Below are 17,057 nucleotides of genomic sequence, written 5' to 3' on the forward strand. Positions count from 1 at the left end.
CCTCTGGGCCGTTCAGTGGGTGGAGGATGGGGCGGGCGCTTCGGTGATCGCCGCCTCGATGCTCTGGTGGAACCAGGCGATGGCCTTCTCGTAGCGCCCGAAGGTCAGAGCCGGATTGGCTCCGGAATCCAGCCCGCGCTGGATGGAGAGGAAGCGCTCGGCGTCCTCCCGCTTGACCTTCTGGACGACCTTCAGGCTCTTCTCCCAGGTCTCCTTCTCCGACTCGGATTCATAGAGACGCCGGGCGACCAGCGCGTAGAAATTCATCCTGGTGTGACCGACGCCGTCCGGGTACACATGCCAGACGGCGGCGTGTTCGGGAAGCACCGCGATCATCGTGTTCGGCCAGACGACATAGAGCAGCGTCGACTGCTCGACCAGATCCCATTTGCTCTCGTCGATATGACGCAGCTCGGTGATCTCACGCCGCGGAAGTACACAGCGGATGTGCGGCCCGAAGGCATCGAACTTCGCCACATTCGACAGGAACACCGGGTAAATGGTGGACCGGTGCGTGAACTTGGTGTGGTAGTTCTCCAGGAAGATGTCGAAGGGCAGCTTCCAGTTGACCGGGTGCCGGACCGTCGAGGGCGCCAGAGCCACATAGTCGTCGAGGCCCAGGCCCTGGAGGTCGCTCCCGACCTCGTCCAGCCAGTCCACCAGCTCGTGCTCCGGAGCGTTCCCGTCCGCCTGCACGTAGACGAACCCCGCATGCACCTGCGACCAGAGCTCACGCAGGCCGAACTCGCTCTTGTCGGCGGCGACACCGGGGAATCCGAAGTCATCCGGGACGTGCCGGAGCGCGCCGTCCTGTCCGAAGGTCCAGGCATGGTACGGACACGCGAACGCGTTGGCTTTTCCGCATTCGTCCTCGACGAGAACCGTGCCGCGATGCCGGCAGACGTTCACAAAGGCCCGGATGCGGTCGTCCTTCCCCCGCACCACAAGAATCGGGACCTTGCCCACTTCGAGGGTTTTGAAGGAACCGGCGGACGGGAACTCTGCGATATGGGCGACGGCCATCGGGCGGCGGTACCAGATCCGGTCGAGTTCGGCGTCCAGCCGCTCCGGATCGGTGTAGGCGGCGACCGGGTTGTGGTGCTCGCGGTCCTGGCCGGCCATGTCCGTGGTGCGCTGTTCCTCGAATTCCAGCAGCTCATTGATGATGCGAACTTCGGTGGCGTGATCCATCAATGCTCCTCTCGGACACATGCGGAGAAGGATGGTGATGAAGTGCGTGGCGCCAGGAATGTTGCGCAAATTCCTCGGTGTACGCGGTGATACCGGTAATTGCCGCCGGAAAACGGAGAATGGCGGGCGCGTACAGCGGGTCGCAGATGGATGGGCAGCAGGGGGCCTCGTCCCAGCGAGTCTCAGCAACGAGCGATCCCCGCGTCAACCGTTCGGTTTGCGGTTTCGGTCAACTGTGCGACGCTGTCGTCGCGGCGCCGGACCCCTCGGCGCACGTGCCGCGTTCCCGCTGCGAGACCGCAGGTCGGGCGTGGTCGGCCCGGTCCTCGACGGCGCGCGGGCGGACCGTACCGCCGTGCCGCCCGGGCCCCCCATTTGTGGCTGGTTCTCGTCGTTCCCGTACCACCGGTCGTTTGTAGTGCGTCCCGGTTTGGGTACCCCACGGTAACCTTGTCGCTCATGGAGCTCAGAGCACGGACCCTGTGGCTGCGGACCGAACCCCTTCACGCCGTCGTCTACTTCGACGAACAGTGCCGCGCGATGGGCAGATCGCTGGGCCTCAAGGGCTTCTGGATGGGCTACTTCGCGGCCCGGACGGCACCCATGGGCGCCGTCGAACCGTCGCCGGCCACAGCCGTGCTCGCCGTGTTCGCTCCCGGCATGGTGTCCCGGGCCCTGCCCGCGGCCTGGGAGACCGTGGCCCCGGCGCAGGTGATCGACCAGCGTGCGCACGGCGCCGCGCGGGCCCTGCGCGCTCTCGACCCGGGCATCGACGACCGGGCGGTCAAGCTGTCCGTCCCGATGCTGGAGATGGTGGAACGGGCGCCGGCCGTGGCCCGCCCGCTGTTCACCGCCAACCGCGCGCTGTGCGACCGCGAGGACCCCGTTGAGCAGCTGTGGCAGCTCACCACCGCCCTGCGTGAATTCCGCGGCGACGCTCATGCCGCCGTCCTCGCGGACCACGGCCTGGACGGCTGCGAGGCCCTGTGGCTCGCCGCCGCCACCGACCGCGTCCCCCGGGACGGCATCCGGCTGGACCGCGGCTGGAGCGAAGAGGAGTGGGAGGCCGCCCGGGACCGGCTGCGCTCCCGCGCCCTGCTGGACGCGGACGGAGAAGCCACCGTCCGCGGCCGCGAGGAGCGGCAGCGGATCGAGGACACCACCGACCGCCTGGCCGCGCAGCTGCTGCGCCCGCTGTCCGACCCGGCCTCCGACGCGCTGTTCGCCGCACTGGAGCCCGTGGTCCACACCATCCTGGCCGCGGATGTGCTGCCGTTCCCCAACCCGATCGGGCTGCCCCGCCCCGCCTGAGCCGCGCCCCGCCTGGGCCCCGCCCCGTCCGGACCGTGGGTGTCGGCGTTGCGCCGGACGGGTCCCTCGATGGGGGACATGTGATCGTCTTCCCCGATTGACCGTAAGCGCTTGCCACAGTAGGTGACACGCTTCTACGTTTTTCTCCACGACCGTCGGCCTCTACGGGCGTAGAGCTGCGTAGAGCTGCCGTAACACCCTGTCGAGGGAGTCGTCATGCCCGAGTCCGCGTACGCCGCGCCGGAGCCGGACGACTCGAGCGCCCAGCTTTCGCGGACCCTGGCCGCCGCGGGCATCCCGGCGGGCACCCCATCGCGTACCGCCCTCCGTCCCGAGCCCCGCGGGGCGCGCCGCAAGGCCGGGAGTGAACTGGAAGGAGTGGGAGCATGACCCGCACCGTCATCCGCGGCGGGCTTCTCGTCACCGCCGCCGAGGAGACCCACGCCGACGTCCTCATCGAGGACGGCCGGATCGCCGCCCTCGCCGCTCACGGAAGTGGGTTCGCGCAGACCTGGACCGCCGACCGTACGTTCGACGCCACCGGGAAGTACGTCATCCCGGGCGGCGTCGACGCGCACACCCATATGGAGCTGCCCTTCGGCGGCACCTTTGCCTCCGACACCTTCGAGACCGGAACCCGCGCGGCCGCCTGGGGCGGGACCACGACCATCGTCGACTTCGCCGTGCAGACCAAGGGCCACAGCCTGCGTGAGGGACTCGACGCCTGGTACGCGAAGGCCGACGCCAACTGCGCCATCGACTACGGCTTCCACATGATTCTCTCCGATGTGCACGAGGGCACCCTCAAGGAGATGGACCTGCTGGTGGCCGAGGGTGTCACCTCCTTCAAACTCTTCATGGCCTATCCCGGGGTCTTCTACAGCGACGACGGACAGATCCTCCGCGCCATGCAGCGCTCGTCCGCCAACGGCGGGCTGATCATGATGCACGCCGAGAACGGCATCGCGATCGACGTCCTCGTCGAACAGGCCCTGGAAGAAGGCCGTACGGACCCCCGCTACCACGGGGAGGTCCGCAAGGTGCTGCTGGAAGCCGAGGCCACCCACCGGGCCATCCAGCTCGCACGGGTGGCGGGCGCGCCGCTGTACGTGGTGCACGTATCGGCCGAGGAGGCCGTGGCCGAGCTGGCGCATGCCCGCGACAGGGGCCTCAACGTCTTCGGCGAGACCTGTCCGCAGTACCTCTTCCTGTCCACCGACAACCTCGCCGAGCCGGACTTCGAGGGCGCCAAGTACGTGTGCAGCACGCCCCTGCGGCCGCGTGAACACCAGGCCGCCCTCTGGCGGGGCCTGCGGACCAACGACCTCCAGGTGGTCTCGACCGACCACTGCCCGTTCTGCTTCACAGGGCAGAAAGAGCTGGGCCGCGGCGACTTCTCCAAGATCCCCAACGGTCTGCCGGGGGTGGAGAACCGGATGGACCTGCTGCACCAGGCCGTCGTCGACGGGCATATCTCGCGCCGCCGCTGGATCGAGATCGCCTGCGCAGCACCCGCCCGTATGTTCGGCCTCTACCCGCGCAAGGGCACCATCGCCCCTGGTGCCGACGCCGATGTCGTCATCTACGACCCGCACACCGAGCAGGTCGTCTCCGCAGAGACCCACCATATGAACGTCGACTACTCCGCGTACGAGGGCAAGCGTGTCACCGGCCGGGTGGAGACCGTTCTCTCCCGGGGCGAACCCGTCATCACCGCGGGGGAGTTCACCGGACGGGCCGGCCATGGCCTGTACGTACCGCGCGGCACCTGCCAGTACCTCATCTAGGAGCTGTGCCATGGACTTCGGACTCGTTCTCCAGACCGACCCGCCCGCCTCGGCCGTCGTGGGCCTCATGCGCCGTGCCGAGCGCCACGGCTTCCGCTACGGCTGGACCTTCGACTCCGCCGTGCTGTGGCAGGAGCCGTTCGTGATCTACAGCCGCATCCTGGAGCACACCGACCGGCTCACCGTGGGTCCGATGGTCACCAACCCGGGCACCCGCACCTGGGAGGTCACCGCCTCCATCTTCGCCACCCTCAACGACATGTACGGCAACCGCACGGTCTGCGGCATCGGGCGCGGTGACTCCGCGATGCGGGTGGCGGGCCGCCCTCCCAACACCCTGGCCCGGCTGGGCGAGGCCATCCCCGTCATCCGCGATCTGGCCGAGGGCCGGGAGGCGGTCGTCGACGGCACACCGCTGCGCATCCCCTGGGTGAAGGACGGGAAGCTGCCGGTCTGGATGGCCGCGTACGGACCCAAGGCTCTGGCGCTCGCCGGGCAGAAGGCCGATGGATTCATCCTTCAGCTCGCCGATCCGTTCCTGACGGAGTGGATGATCCGGTCCGTACGGACGGCGGCGGAGGAGGCCGGACGCGACCCGGACTCCCTGACCATGTGCGTGGCGGCGCCCGCCTATGTCGGGGACGACCTGGCCCATGCGCGGGAGCAGTGCCGCTGGTTCGGCGGCATGGTCGGCAACCATGTGGCGGATCTGGTCTCCCGCTACGGTGAGCACTCCGGCCTGGTACCCGAGGCCCTGACCGAGTACATCGAGGCCCGGCAGGGCTATGACTACAGCCACCACGGCCGGACGGGGAATCCGGACACGGCCTTCGTCCCCGACGAGATCGTGGACCGCTTCTGTCTGCTGGGCCCGGCGCAGGCGCATATCGACAGGCTCCGGGCCCTCCGCGAACTGGGCGTCGACCAGTTCGCGGTCTACGCCATGCACGACGCCAAGGAGTCCACCATCGACGCGTACGGCGAGCAGGTGATCCCCGCACTCGCCGACTGAACCGCTGGGCCGCGCGCCCCGGCCCGCCGCGCCTCCGGCCCCGCACGGCCCGTTCGATTACCGTCCCCGGTCCTGCGCTGTCCTGCGCCGTCCCCGCGAACGAACGGCCCTCCATGACCGACGCTCCCCCTGCCCGGGGACCAGGTCCCGCCCCCCAACTCACCTACACCGACGGCCGGGTGGAACTCCCGGAGGGCACTACCGACGGCCCCTCGCCGTCGGCAGCCGTAGTCGGCGAGGGGCTGGGGCCGGCTGCCGCCGTGGTGCTGTAACACGGCGCAGATGCTGCCGCTCGGCCGGGAGGACGGACGGCAGCGGCTCTGACCGCAGATCAAAAGCGGAGGTGCCCGGCCCGTGTGGGTGGGTGGTTGCCGGAGACATCGGCGCGCCTGCTCGACCGGCCCACCGGGGTGCCTCCGTCCCGCCCGCCGGCCGGTGGGGGCGCCCGGCCGTCAGCCGTCGGATCTCCGGCCGTCGGCTTCGGAGCGCCGATCGTCAGTCCTTGGCGCCGTGCACGGCCAGCCGACAGGTGCGTTCCGCCAGTTCGCTGATCCGCACCCCGTCGAAGCCGAAGACCGCGGTGCGCACGCGGTCCTCCAGCGGTGCGGTCCACTGCGCAGGAATCGCGGACGCTCCACAGAGAACGCCCGCGACGGATCCGGCCGTGGCACCGCTCGAATCGGTGTCGAGGCCGCCGCGGACGGTGAGGGCGATGGTGGCAGTGAAGTCGCCCTCGCCGTAGAGGAGTCCGGCCGTGAGGACGGCGGCGTTGGGGACGGTGTGGATCCAGTGGAGGTGACCGACCTCGCGGTCCAGCTCGTCGAGTGCGTCCTCCCAGGGGGCGCCCGCCTCGTGCAGGGCGGCGGTGCGGCGGATCGTACGGGCGAGCCGGCAGCGCGGCGGGATCTGCGACAGCGAGGCTTCGAGGGCGTCGCGCGGCGTGGGCTCGGTGAAGGCCGCGGCCACGAGCGCGGCGGCCCACATCGCGCCGTACACGCCGTTGCCCGTGTGCGACAGGACCGCGTCGCGGCGGGCGAGAGAGGCGGCGCGCCGTGGATCGCCGGGGGAGGTGAAGCCGTGGATGTCGGCGCGGATGAGTGCCCCGATCCACTCCTGGTAGGGGTTGTCGACGGTCGCGGTCACGGGCGGCCTGAGGCCGTTCGCCAGATTGCGGTACGTGGCGCGTTCGGCGGTGAAGGTCTGCAGATACGGAAGCCGGAGCAGCCACATCTCTCCGACCTGCTCGGTGGTGAAGCCGAACCCGTGGGTCTCCAGCAGATGCAGGCCGAGGATCGTGTAGTCGATGTCGTCGTCGCGGGCGCTGCCGCGGATGTTTCCGCGTGTGCACTGCGGCCACTCGGGGCGGAGCTCGAACTCGCCGGGGGCGAGGGTGTTTCCGGGCGGCGGTGGCGGGATGTAGTCGGTGAGGGGGAGCGCGTCCGTGCGGCGCAGGTAGCGGTCGATGCGCTGCCGCGTCCAGTGGTCGCCGCGCTCGACGGGCTTGCCGAGCATGTTGCCCGCGATCCGGCCGAGCCAGCCGCCGAGAACGCGGTCGCCGAGGACGCGGTCGTCGAGGGCGGCGGTGCGTTGCGCAGTCATGTCTCCGGTGTACTACCGGATGCCCGGCGGAGCGCGGTCGGTGACGGCGGCCCGCGGCGGCGTGTCGGCGCGGCCCGCGCCTCCAGGGGCCTGACGGGCAGCATCCGTCCTGCGTAGGCTGCCCGCAGGGAGTCGTCGCGGCACCGTCGTCGGGAGGCAGCACCGCAGCCAGCCGTCGAGGGCGTCGTCGGGAGGCAGCCCCGCAGGCATCCGTCCGGCCGTCGTCGAGAGGCCGTCGCCGAGAGGACGTCGTCGCGGCAGTCGGCGGGACCGCATGGCAGGAGGAGTACCGCCACCTTGTTCACCACCCGGCCCACCCTCCAGGGCACGTTCGGCATGGTCTCCTCGACCCACTGGCTCGCCTCCCAGTCCGCCATGGCGGTGCTGGAGGGGGGCGGCAACGCCTACGACGCGGCGGTCGCCGCCGGGTTTGTGCTGCATGTCGTCGAGCCGCACCTCAACGGCCCCGCCGGTGAGGTGCCCGTCCTTCTCGCGCCCGCCGGCGGGCCGGTCCAGGTGCTGTGCGGGCAGGGCCCCGCGCCCGCCGGGGCGACCATCGGCCACTACACCTCACTCGGACTGGACCTCGTCCCCGGTACGGGCCCGCTCGCCGCCGCCGTACCCGGCGCGTTCGACGCATGGATGCTGCTGCTGCGCGACCACGGCACCAAGCCCCTCGCCGAGGTGCTGTCCTACGCCATCGGCTACGCCGAGCACGGCCACCCGCCCGTCGAAGGGGTCGGCCGGACCGTGGAGGCCGTGCGTGAGCTGTTCGCGACGGAATGGACCACCTCCGCCGCCCTCTATCTCCCCGGCGGAACGGCCCCCTCCGTGGGGACACTCCTCAAGAACCCGGCTCTCGCGGCCACTTGGCGGCGCGTGATCGCGGAGGCCGAGGCGGCGGGCGGCGGCCGCGAGACCCGGATCGACGCCGCACGCCGCGTGTGGCGGGAGGGCTTCATCGCCGAGGCGCTGGCCGAAGCCGCCGCGCGCCCCACCCTGGACACCTCGGGCAGGCGCCACACCGGCACGCTCACCGGCGACGACCTCGCCGCCCACTCCGCGACGTACGAGGACCCCGTCACCCACGACTGGAACGGCTGGACCGTCTGCAAAGCCGCCGGCTGGTCGCAGGGCCCGGCCTTCCTCCAGCAGCTCGCCCTGCTCCCCGACGACCCGGATGACCTGGGGTACGGCAGCCCCGAGTACGTCCACCGGCTCATCGAAGGCAGCAAGCTCGCGATGGCCGACCGCGAGGCCTGGTACGGGGACGCCGACGGCCCCGGCACCGTACCCCTCGGCACGCTGCTCTCCGCCGCGTACAACGCCGGGCGCCGCGCCCTGATCGGCCCGGACGCCTCGTACGAGCTGCGCCCCGGCAGCCCCGACGGCCGCACACCACGCCTCGGCGCGCACGTCCGCGCGGCGGCCGGGCGCCCGTCCGGCGGCGCGGGCGGCGCGATACCCGGCGCGGGGGAGCCGACCGTGTCCGGGGACGGGGCGACCCGTGGCGACACCTGCCATCTCGACATCGTCGACCGGTGGGGCAACATGGTCGCCGCCACTCCCAGCGGCGGCTGGCTCCAGTCCAACCCCGTCGTACCGGCGCTGGGCTTCCCCCTCGGCACCCGGCTGCAGATGACCTGGCTCGACCCGGGCCTGCCGAACTCGCTCACCCCCGGGCGCCGCCCCCGTACGACCCTCACGCCCTCGCTCGCGCTGCGCGGCGGGGTCCCGGTGATGGCCTTCGGCACGCCCGGCGGCGACCAGCAGGACCAGTGGCAGGTGCACTTCTTCCTGGCCGTGGCGGTGCGCGGGCGCGTACGCGGAGGACTCGACCTGCAGGGCGCCATCGACGCGCCGAACTGGCACCAGGAGGGCTTCCCGGAGTCGTTCTACCCCCGCCGGTCGCGGCCGGGCGGCGTCACGGTCGAGTCGCGGATCGGTGCCGAGGTGATCGACGGACTCCGGCGGCGCGGCCATGACGTGACGGTCGGCGGCCCGTGGTCGGAGGGGCGGCTGTGTGCCGTGGCCCGGGACCCCGGGAGCGGGGTGCTGTCCGGGGGCGCCGACCCGCGGGGCATGCAGGGGTACGCGGTCGGGCGTTGACCCGGAGGTCACCGGACAGCCATCCGGGCGACAGCAGGGATGTCGGCGGTGCGTGGTTCGATGGAGAAATGATCGATGATTTCGCCACCGGGCCCGGCGCGGCCCAGAACCTGTCCGCTGTCGAGGAAGCGGTGCGCAAGGCGGCCGCCGCCGAGGTCCTGCCGAGATTCCGGCAGCTCGCCGCCCACGAGATCGTCGAGAAGAACGGCCCGCATGATCTGGTGACGGTCGCCGACCGGCTCGCCGAGGAACACCTCACCGCCTCGCTCACCGCGCTGCTGCCCGGCTCGGTGGTGGTCGGTGAGGAGGCCGTCCACGCCGATCCGGGCATCCTCGACGCGCTGCGCGGGGACGCCCCGGTGTGGATCGTCGACCCCGTCGACGGCACCCGGCAGTTCGTACACGGCGACCCGGGATTCGCCACGCTCGTCGCGCTGGCCCACCGGGGCGAGCTGCTGGCCTCCTGGACGTACGGCCCGGCGCTCGACCTGATGGCGGTCGCGGTGCGGGGCGGGGGAGCGCAGCTGAACGGCGAGCCGCTGCACTGCGGCAGTCCGGACCCGGACGCCCTCCTCGAGATCGCCACCTCGCACCCGGACTTCACCTCCCTGGAGGAGGACACGGCGTTCGCCAGACTGGTGGTCACCGGAGTCGCGCCGCGGCCCTGCGGCTCGGCGGGCCTGGAGTATCTGCAGGTGGCCCAGGGCGCCCTCGGGGCTGTCGCCTTCGGCTGGGAGAACCCCTGGGACCACGCCGCGGGCCTGTTGCTGGTCGCCGAGGCGGGTGGAGCGAGCGGCACGGTCGCGGGCGAACCGTTCCGGCTGGCCGGAGGGAACGCCCTGCCGTTCACCGCCGCCCGGGACGAGGCGACGGCACGGCGGGTCCTCGGCCTTCTGAAGGGCTCCGACCTCGGCAGCGAACGCGGCGGCGATCCCGGCGGCGATCCCGGCGGTGCACCGCTCGCGTAGCGGTCGGCCGGATGGGCGGTCCGCGTGCCGCCTATCCTGGGCACAGCCCGAACAGCCGAGCGGGGCATCGGGATCCGGCCGTCCGACGAAGGAGTCCTGCGGTGGCGTCGATGCTCGATGTGGTCGTGGTGGGGGCCGGGCCCAACGGGCTGACCGCCGCTGTCGAACTCGCCCGCCGGGGCATGGCGGTGGCGCTGTTCGAGGCCGAGGACACCGTCGGGGGCGGCGCCCGCACGGAGGAGCTGACCCTGCCCGGCTTCCGGCACGACCCCTGCTCCGCCGTGCACCCCTTCGGGGCGGGCTCGCCCGCCTTCAACGCGATGCCGCTGGGCCGCTTCGGCCTGGAGTGGCTGCACCCCGAGCTGCCGATGGCCCATCCCTTCCCGGACGGCACGGCCGCCGTCCTGGCCCACTCCGTCGGGGAGACCGCCGCCTCTCTCGGCAGCCGCGACGCCGGCGCGTACCGCCGCCTCGTCGCCCCGTTCACCGGCCACTGGGACAGCCTGGCGGCGGACTTCCTGCGGCCCGCGTGGCTCGGGCTGCCCCGTGACCCGTTGCGCTTCGCCCGCTTCGCCGTCCTCGGGCCGCAGCCGGTCACTGTGCTGAACCGCCGCTTCCGCGAGGAGAGGGCACGCGCCCTGTTCGCCGGGCTCGCCGCGCACGCCATAGCGCCGCTGGGAGGTCTCACCACGGGAGGCCTGGCCGTGATGTTCGCGCTCGCCGCCCATGCGCGGGGCTGGCCCGTGGCGCGCGGTGGCTCCCAGGCCGTCTCCGACGCGCTGGCCGCCTATCTGCGCTCCCTGGGCGGCACGATCCACACCGGCACGACCGTCAAGCGTCTGGACGATCTGCCGCCCGCACGCGCCTATGTCTTCGACACCTCGCCCACCGCCCTGGCCAGGATCGCCGGCCTCGGCAACGCCTATCGCGGCTTCCGTTACGGGCCCGGTGCCTTCAAGATCGACTATGCGCTGTCCGGACCGGTGCCCTGGACGGCGAAGGAGGCCCGCCGGGCCGGGACCGTCCATGTCGGCTCCTCCGCCCGGGAGATCGGCGCCGCGCTGGACCGGGCCGTCCGCGGCCTGGCGCCGCGGGTCCCGTTCCTGATCACCGCCCAGCCCACGGTCATCGACCCGACCCGTGCTCCCGAGGGCAAGCACACCCTCTGGGCGTACGGCCATGTGCCCAACGGCTGGCGCGGCGACGCCACGGAGGCCATCGAGCGGCAGCTGGAGCGCTACGCCCCCGGCTTCCGGGACCTGGTGCTCGCCCGTGCCGTCGCCGGGCCGCCGGAGATGGCCGCCCGCAACGCCAACTATGTGGGCGGCGACATCGGCTGCGGGGCGTTCGACGGCCTCCAGGCGGTGCTGCGGCCCAAGCTCGCCCGCGTCCCGTACGCCACCGCGCACCCGGCCGTCTTCCTGTGCTCCTCGGCGACCCCGCCGGGCGGCGGTGTGCACGGCATGTGCGGGCACAACGCGGCGCGGGAGGTCTGGCGCAGGCTGCGCTCGCCGCGGCGCTGACGGGGCTCAGGCGGACCGGTCGCCGGACGCCGGACGCCAGGGGCACCGCGGAGCGGCGGACAGCACGACGTCGATGTCGGATTCTCGCCAGCCCGGCGGTCCTTCTCCCCGGATGCTTGAGCCATGCACACCGACACCGACAGGTGCGTACGCGCCGTCCGGTCCAAGGACGCCCGGTTCGACGGCTGGTTCTTCACCGCGGTCCTGACCACGGGGATCTACTGCCGACCGAGCTGCCCGGTCGTCCCGCCCAGGGCCGAGAACATGCGCTTCTATCCGAGCGCGGCCGCCGCTCAGCACGCCGGTTTCCGGGCCTGCAAGCGCTGCCGGCCCGACGCCAGCCCCGGCTCCCCGCAGTGGAACGAGCGCGCCGATCTGGTCGCCCGCGCAATGCGGCTGATCGCCGACGGCTGTGTCGACCGCGACGGCGTGCCCGGGCTCGCCGCACGCCTGGGCTACAGCACCCGCCAGGTGGAGCGGCAGCTCCTCGCCGAACTGGGCGCCGGCCCGCTGGCCCTGGCCCGCGCCCAGCGTGCGCAGACCGCCCGGCTGCTCATCGAGACCAGCGCGCTCCCCATGGCGGACGTCGCCTTCGCGGCCGGATTCGCCAGCATCCGCACCTTCAACGACACGGTGCGCGAGGTCTTCGCCCTCTCCCCGTCCGAGCTGCGCCGCCGCGCCGCCCGCAGTCGTCCCGCGGCCACCACGGGCGCGCTGTCCCTCCGGCTGCCCTACCGGGCGCCGCTCTGCCCCGACAACCTCTTCGGGCACCTCGCCGCCACCGCCGTGCCGGGCGTCGAGGAGTGGCGCGACGGCGCGTACCGGCGCACCCTGCGGCTGCCGTACGGCCGGGGCGTGGTCACCCTGCGCCCCGGGCCCGGACACATCGCCTGCCGGCTCGCCCTCACGGATCTGCGCGATCTCACCGTCGCCATCAGCCGTAGTCGCCGGCTGCTCGACCTGGACGCCGATCCGGTCGCCGTCGACGATCTGCTCCGTACGGACCCGGTGCTCGCGCCGCTGGTCGACAAGGCCCCCGGGCGCCGGGTGCCGAGCACGGCCGACGCCGCGGAGTTCGCCGTACGGGCCGTCCTGGGCCAGCAGGTGTCCACCGCGGCCGCCCGCACCCACGCCGGGCGTCTGGTCCTGGCGTTCGGGGAGTCCGTCGAGGACCCCGAGGGCGGCCTCACCCATCTCTTCCCGGAGCCGGAGGCACTGGCCGCGCTCGACCCCGGGCAGTTGGCCCTGCCCCGCACCCGCCGCGCCACCCTCATCGCACTCGTCCGGGCCCTCGCCGCGGGCGATATCACCCTCGGCGCGGGCAGCGACTGGGAGGAGGCCCGTGCCCTGCTCACCACCCTTCCGGGCGTCGGGCCCTGGACCGTCGAGACGATCGCGATGCGCGCCCTCGGCGACCCCGACGCCTTTCTGCCCACGGACCTCGGTCTGCGCCGCGCCGCCCGTGCGTCGGGCCTGCCGGCGACTCCCGCCGCCCTCACAGCGGCGGCCGGCGCCTGGCGGCCCTGGCGGGCGTACGCAGTCCAGTACCTGTGGGCCACCGATGACCACCCCATCAACCGTCTGCCCGCCGCGTGACAGCGGCGCGGAGTGGAGGAGGACCATGCCCGAGCGCAGCCACACCGTGGTCGGGGCCCACCCCCGTCGACCCCCTGTCCGCCGCGTGTCCGCGGCTGGCAGCCTGCGTCGTGACCGCGGAACGAACTGGAGGAGCACCATGCCCGAACGCAGCCACACCGTGGTCGAAAGCCCCGTCGGACGGCTCACCCTCGTCGCCACCGACGGAGTGCTCTCCGGCCTCTACATGACCGAGCAGCGGCACCGGCCGGCCGAGGACACCTTCGGCACACCGGACGCGGCGCCGTTCACCGAGGCCGCCCAGCAGGTGGAGGCCTATTTCGCCGGGGAGCTGACCGACTTCGCCCTGCCGCTCCACCTGGAGGGCACCCCGTTCCAGCGGCGCGTCTGGTCGGCCCTGCGGGCCATCCCGTACGGCGCGACGATCACCTACGGACAGCTCGCCGAACGCCTCGGGAACCCGTCCGCCTCGCGCGCCGTGGGCCTGGCCAACGGCAGGAATCCCATCGGGATCATCGTGCCCTGTCACCGGGTCGTCGGCGCGGGCGGCAGCCTCACCGGCTACGGAGGCGGACTCGACCGCAAACGCCGCCTCCTGGACCTCGAATCCGGCGTCGGGGGTGTGTTCTAGCCTCGGTCGTCCGCGGTCAGCCGGGCCAGCAGGGCGGGCAGCGCGGTGCCGATCGGCTCGCGCACCACCTCGTCGGCCTGCCCGTCGTACGGCGTCGGCTCGGCGTTCACGATGATCAGCCGCGCGCCGTGCTGCGCCGCGGTGCCCGCCAGGGAGGCGGCGGGCTGCACCTGGAGGCTCGTACCGACGGCGATGAAGATGTCGCACGCCTTGGCGACGGACAGCGCCCGGCCCAGCACCTCGGGGTCCAGCCGCTCACCGAACATCACGGTCGCCGACTTCAGGATCCCGCCGCACGCACGGCAGAGCGGGTCCTCCTCGCCCGCCGCGACCCGCTCCAGCGCCTCGGCCATCTCCGACCGCACCGCGCAGCCGGTGCACTGCACCACCCGCGCGGTGCCGTGCAGTTCGAGGACCTTGCGTGCCGGCATCCCCGCGAGCTGATGGAGCCCGTCCACGTTCTGGGTGATCACCCGCACCGGCACGCCCGAGCGCTCCAGATCGGCGACGGCGTGGTGCGCGGCGTTCGGCCGGGCCCGCAGCGCCGCGCTGTCCCGGCGCATCCGCCAGGAGCGGCGCCGGATCTCGGGGTCGGCCATGTAGTACGCGTAGGTCACGAGCTTCTCGGCCTCCGGGTCCCGCCGCCACAGTCCGTTCGGACCGCGGTAGTCGGGAATCCCGGAGTCGGTGGAGATCCCCGCACCGCTCAGCACCGCTATGAGGGGGCGCGCGCCGTTGCTCATGCCCGCGAGGGTACGTGATGTACCGGGCGGCGGCGGAGGGCTAACGGACCACCCGGCGCAGCGCGGGCCCCGCCACCACAGCGGCCGAGCCCATCACCAGCGCCGCCGTCCGTCCCGCACGAGGTGTTGTTGCCGCACTGCGACCTCGTGATCAGCCACGCCGGCGCGGGCACCACCCTGGCCGCGCTCGAACACGGCATCCCCTCGCTGCTCCTGCCGCAGGCGGCCGACGGATTCCGGGTGGCCGAGGGGTGTGTACGGGCGGGAGCCGGACGGCACCTCGCCCCCGGAGAGGTGACACCCGAGGCGGTACGGCGGGAGAGCGCAGCACTGCTGGAGCGCACGGATCACCGGGAGAGTGCGCGGACGCTGCGACGGGAGATCCTGTCGATGCCGGCACCGCACGAGGTCGTACCGCGGCTCGCCGCGCTCGTCGACGGCCGGGGCACCGAGGCGGACTGAGCGGCTGGGCAGTGCTGTCGGGGCGTACGGGGACGCGTGCAGTGCGGACACCTCCTTTCCGGGATTCGTCGGAACAGGCACGAATACCGTCAGTCAACATACCGTCAGCCGACCCGTACGTCCGGGGAAGAGAAATGGCCGCTTTCCGACGGCCACGTCATAACCCGGCCAACTCCCCTTCATACGTTGACATGCCCGCCCGGTGGCGCGAAGGATTCTCACCAGGACGAAAAACGAGGGAGGTGATTCGACATGGCTTCCACGCAGCAGCTCAACAGCAAGCTCGAGGCGGTTATCGGCAAGAAGCTCTCCGCCCCGGGCCAGGAGCCGCCGCGCCTGGTGCGCGCCAACTCCGCTTTCGCCAAGCCGAGCGAGAAGAAGTAAGCATTGAAGGACGGGAGGCGCCGTATGAGGCGCCTCCCCTCCTGCCGACCTCATCATCGAAGAAGGAGGAGCCCGGCATGTACGACGTCTTGGCCGACCTCAAGAATCTCTACAAGGAACGTGAAATCGAGCTGGGCGAGCTCTACGTCGAGTCGATGACGACGGCTCTCAACCACCAGCTCTCGTACCAGGTGCCGGCCATGTACGGCATCACGCGGACGCTCTTCGACAGCCCTCGGATGATCGCCTGGAACCTGGTCCAGAACGGAATTGACGAGGCAAAGGGCGCGGCGCGCATCCAGATCATCGCGGAGAAATACGCGGACCCCGAACTCGCCAAGAAGATGCACCGGCATGTCGGTGAGGAGCTGAAGCACAGCAGGCTCTTTCTGAACATGGTGCAACTGACCGGCTACCAGACCGTCGAAGTGGATCTCGCGGACGGCGAGGAACAAGTCGGTATGGTCATGGATTTCGATGATGAGCTGCGCGCCTTCATATGCCGCGTGCACTCCATCGAAATCCGCTCCTGGACGGTGCTCCGGTACTACCTGGACGCACTCCGTGAAATGTCCCGGCAGGACATCGCCGAAAAGATGATCCCGGTCATCGAGCACATCATGGTCGACGAGATCAACCATGTGGTGTACACGGGCGAGGCGATCGACGGCTGGCTGCGTGAGGACCCCTCTCTGAAGGAGACCCTCGACGGCTGCTTCGCCCACACCAACCGCGAGACCTGGCAGGACATCGCCGGCATGGCCAAGTACCTCGCGGACAACTACAGCTTCGCCCTGGACCCGGAGTGATCGGCTGCCGCCCGGCCCGCGATCCGGGCGGCACGTCCGGCCCCCGGGCTCGCGTTCCGGGGGCCCGGCGCCAGGTGCCGCGTCAGCGTGTCCTGACCGCTGTGAGCACCCCGTCGCCCACCTCCTGCAGATGCACGGCGAACTCCTGCGTCTGCGTCAGTAGTCCATGAAATTCGGTGAGTTGAGCACGGTGGCTCACGGCGTTGTCGACCGCCACGACACCGTGGGGTGTCAGTACCCGGCGCAGCTCCGGCCAGTAGTCCGCGTACGCGGGCCGCTCGGCGTCCAGGACGACGAGATCGACCGAGGCGTCCGGGGCGTGCGTCAGGACATCGCCGCCGTCGCCGTGCACCACCTCCACCTGGGCCGCCACACCGGCGCGCTGAAGATTGCGCAGCGCCGACTCGACTCGGGTCTTGTCGGTCTCGACGGTGGTCAGCCTGCCGCCGGTGTCCCGTACCGCATCGGCGAACCAGATGGCGGAGTAGCCGTTGGAGGTGCCGATCTCGAGCACGCTCCGGCTCCGCTGTGTGCGGATCAGCAGGGCGATGAACCCCGCGGCCGCCGGGGTCATATTGCGCAGGCGCAGCAGCCGGTCGGCCAGCGGTCCGTCGTGTGTGCGCCCCTCCTGGTAGAGGGTGTCCAGATATGCCGCCAATTGGTGGTCCACGAAGGCTCCCGTCGGGCTTGTCGTTCTCGGGTGTCGATGTCCTGCTCGGTCACACCTCGTGCTGCGACCGGGACGGTTCACCGGCTCCCGGCGCCCGGCACGGCACTCCCCCAGCTATCGCTGGGTGGGGGTCCCCCCGGCCGAAGGCTGGGGGAGTGCCCCCACGCTGCGTTGTCGGAGTCACCCGGGTACTCCCCTGGCCTTCGGCATGGGGGACCCCAGTACGAGGGCGATCTCCCCCACCGCCGTGCGATGCACCGCA

17 protein-coding genes are annotated in these 17,057 nt (G+C 71.7%); 13 read left to right on the top strand and 4 right to left on the bottom strand.

Features of this window, described 5'->3' with window-relative positions:
• Nucleotides 1–12: 12 nt before the first annotated feature.
• The gene (locus tag ACTWQE_RS09495; RefSeq protein WP_443328403.1) at nt 13–1,191 is read right to left on the bottom strand and encodes an aromatic ring-hydroxylating oxygenase subunit alpha; all 1,179 of its coding nucleotides are present in this window, start codon (nt 1,189–1,191) and stop codon (nt 13–15) included.
• A 459-nt stretch (nt 1,192–1,650) separates the two neighbouring features.
• Here ACTWQE_RS09495 and ACTWQE_RS09500 point away from each other — a divergent pair, with 459 nt between their 5' ends.
• The 5 genes from ACTWQE_RS09500 to ACTWQE_RS09520 all read left to right on the top strand — a co-directional run bounded on the left by ACTWQE_RS09500 (nt 1,651) and on the right by ACTWQE_RS09520 (nt 5,573).
• A complete protein-coding gene (locus ACTWQE_RS09500; protein WP_443328404.1) occupies nt 1,651–2,502 on the top strand; it encodes an SCO6745 family protein in 852 nt (283 codons plus the stop codon).
• Between the two features lie 216 nt (nt 2,503–2,718).
• Nucleotides 2,719–2,892, top strand: coding sequence for a hypothetical protein (locus ACTWQE_RS09505; protein WP_443328405.1), 174 nt, complete (start codon nt 2,719–2,721; stop codon nt 2,890–2,892).
• A complete protein-coding gene (gene hydA, locus ACTWQE_RS09510) occupies nt 2,889–4,289 on the top strand; it encodes a dihydropyrimidinase (protein ID WP_443328406.1) in 1,401 nt (466 codons plus the stop codon). Before ACTWQE_RS09505 ends, hydA begins: the two co-directional genes overlap by 4 nt.
• A 10-nt stretch (nt 4,290–4,299) precedes the next feature.
• Nucleotides 4,300–5,301, top strand: a complete 1,002-nt coding sequence (locus tag ACTWQE_RS09515; RefSeq protein WP_443328407.1) for a TIGR03842 family LLM class F420-dependent oxidoreductase — start codon at nt 4,300–4,302, stop codon at nt 5,299–5,301.
• Between the two features lie 113 nt (nt 5,302–5,414).
• Nucleotides 5,415–5,573 (top strand): hypothetical protein, encoded by a 159-nt coding sequence (locus ACTWQE_RS09520; protein WP_443328408.1) that lies wholly within the window; start codon nt 5,415–5,417, stop codon nt 5,571–5,573.
• Nucleotides 5,574–5,796: 223 nt separating this feature from the next.
• Here ACTWQE_RS09520 and ACTWQE_RS09525 read toward each other — a convergent pair whose 3' ends face one another.
• On the bottom strand, nt 5,797–6,900 hold the full coding sequence (locus tag ACTWQE_RS09525) for an ADP-ribosylglycohydrolase family protein (RefSeq protein ID WP_443328409.1): 1,104 nt from the start codon (nt 6,898–6,900) through the stop codon (nt 5,797–5,799).
• Nucleotides 6,901–7,197: 297 nt separating this feature from the next.
• Between ACTWQE_RS09525 and ACTWQE_RS09530 the strand changes: the two genes are divergently transcribed.
• The 5 genes from ACTWQE_RS09530 (at nt 7,198) to ACTWQE_RS09550 (ending at nt 13,727) form a co-directional block, all read left to right on the top strand.
• Nucleotides 7,198–9,009, top strand: a complete 1,812-nt coding sequence (locus tag ACTWQE_RS09530) for a gamma-glutamyltransferase family protein (RefSeq protein ID WP_443328410.1) — start codon at nt 7,198–7,200, stop codon at nt 9,007–9,009.
• 68 nt (nt 9,010–9,077) lie between these two features.
• Nucleotides 9,078–9,977: an inositol monophosphatase family protein gene (locus ACTWQE_RS09535; RefSeq protein ID WP_443328411.1), complete on the top strand. Its 900-nt coding sequence runs from the start codon at nt 9,078–9,080 to the stop codon at nt 9,975–9,977.
• A gap of 101 nt (nt 9,978–10,078) precedes the next feature.
• Complete coding sequence (locus ACTWQE_RS09540) at nt 10,079–11,500, top strand: phytoene desaturase family protein (protein WP_443328412.1); 1,422 nt, start codon at nt 10,079–10,081, stop codon at nt 11,498–11,500.
• A gap of 123 nt (nt 11,501–11,623) precedes the next feature.
• Complete coding sequence (locus tag ACTWQE_RS09545) at nt 11,624–13,096, top strand: AlkA N-terminal domain-containing protein (RefSeq protein WP_443328413.1); 1,473 nt, start codon at nt 11,624–11,626, stop codon at nt 13,094–13,096.
• 139 nt (nt 13,097–13,235) lie between these two features.
• Nucleotides 13,236–13,727, top strand: coding sequence for a methylated-DNA--[protein]-cysteine S-methyltransferase (locus ACTWQE_RS09550; RefSeq protein WP_443328414.1), 492 nt, complete (start codon nt 13,236–13,238; stop codon nt 13,725–13,727).
• Here ACTWQE_RS09550 and ACTWQE_RS09555 read toward each other — a convergent pair.
• The gene (locus ACTWQE_RS09555; protein ID WP_443328415.1) at nt 13,724–14,470 is read right to left on the bottom strand and encodes an SIR2 family NAD-dependent protein deacylase; all 747 of its coding nucleotides are present in this window, start codon (nt 14,468–14,470) and stop codon (nt 13,724–13,726) included. The genes ACTWQE_RS09550 and ACTWQE_RS09555 overlap by 4 nt on opposite strands.
• 123 nt (nt 14,471–14,593) lie before the next feature.
• Between ACTWQE_RS09555 and ACTWQE_RS09560 the strand changes: the two genes are divergently transcribed.
• The 3 genes from ACTWQE_RS09560 to ACTWQE_RS09570 all read left to right on the top strand — a co-directional run bounded on the left by ACTWQE_RS09560 (nt 14,594) and on the right by ACTWQE_RS09570 (nt 16,125).
• A complete protein-coding gene (locus ACTWQE_RS09560) occupies nt 14,594–14,932 on the top strand; it encodes a glycosyltransferase (RefSeq protein ID WP_443328416.1) in 339 nt (112 codons plus the stop codon).
• A 252-nt stretch (nt 14,933–15,184) separates the two neighbouring features.
• Nucleotides 15,185–15,316 (top strand): hypothetical protein, encoded by a 132-nt coding sequence (locus ACTWQE_RS09565; protein ID WP_443328417.1) that lies wholly within the window; start codon nt 15,185–15,187, stop codon nt 15,314–15,316.
• A gap of 77 nt (nt 15,317–15,393) precedes the next feature.
• Nucleotides 15,394–16,125, top strand: a complete 732-nt coding sequence (locus tag ACTWQE_RS09570; protein ID WP_443328418.1) for a hypothetical protein — start codon at nt 15,394–15,396, stop codon at nt 16,123–16,125.
• 82 nt (nt 16,126–16,207) lie between these two features.
• On the opposite strand, the gene ACTWQE_RS09575 is transcribed toward ACTWQE_RS09570, so the two are convergent.
• A complete protein-coding gene (locus ACTWQE_RS09575; RefSeq protein WP_443328419.1) occupies nt 16,208–16,795 on the bottom strand; it encodes an O-methyltransferase in 588 nt (195 codons plus the stop codon).
• Nucleotides 16,796–17,057 lie beyond the last annotated feature (262 nt).

Source organism: Streptomyces sp. 8N706, assembly GCF_052245415.1.
In the GTDB taxonomy this organism is placed as follows: Bacteria; Actinomycetota; Actinomycetes; order Streptomycetales; family Streptomycetaceae; genus Streptomyces.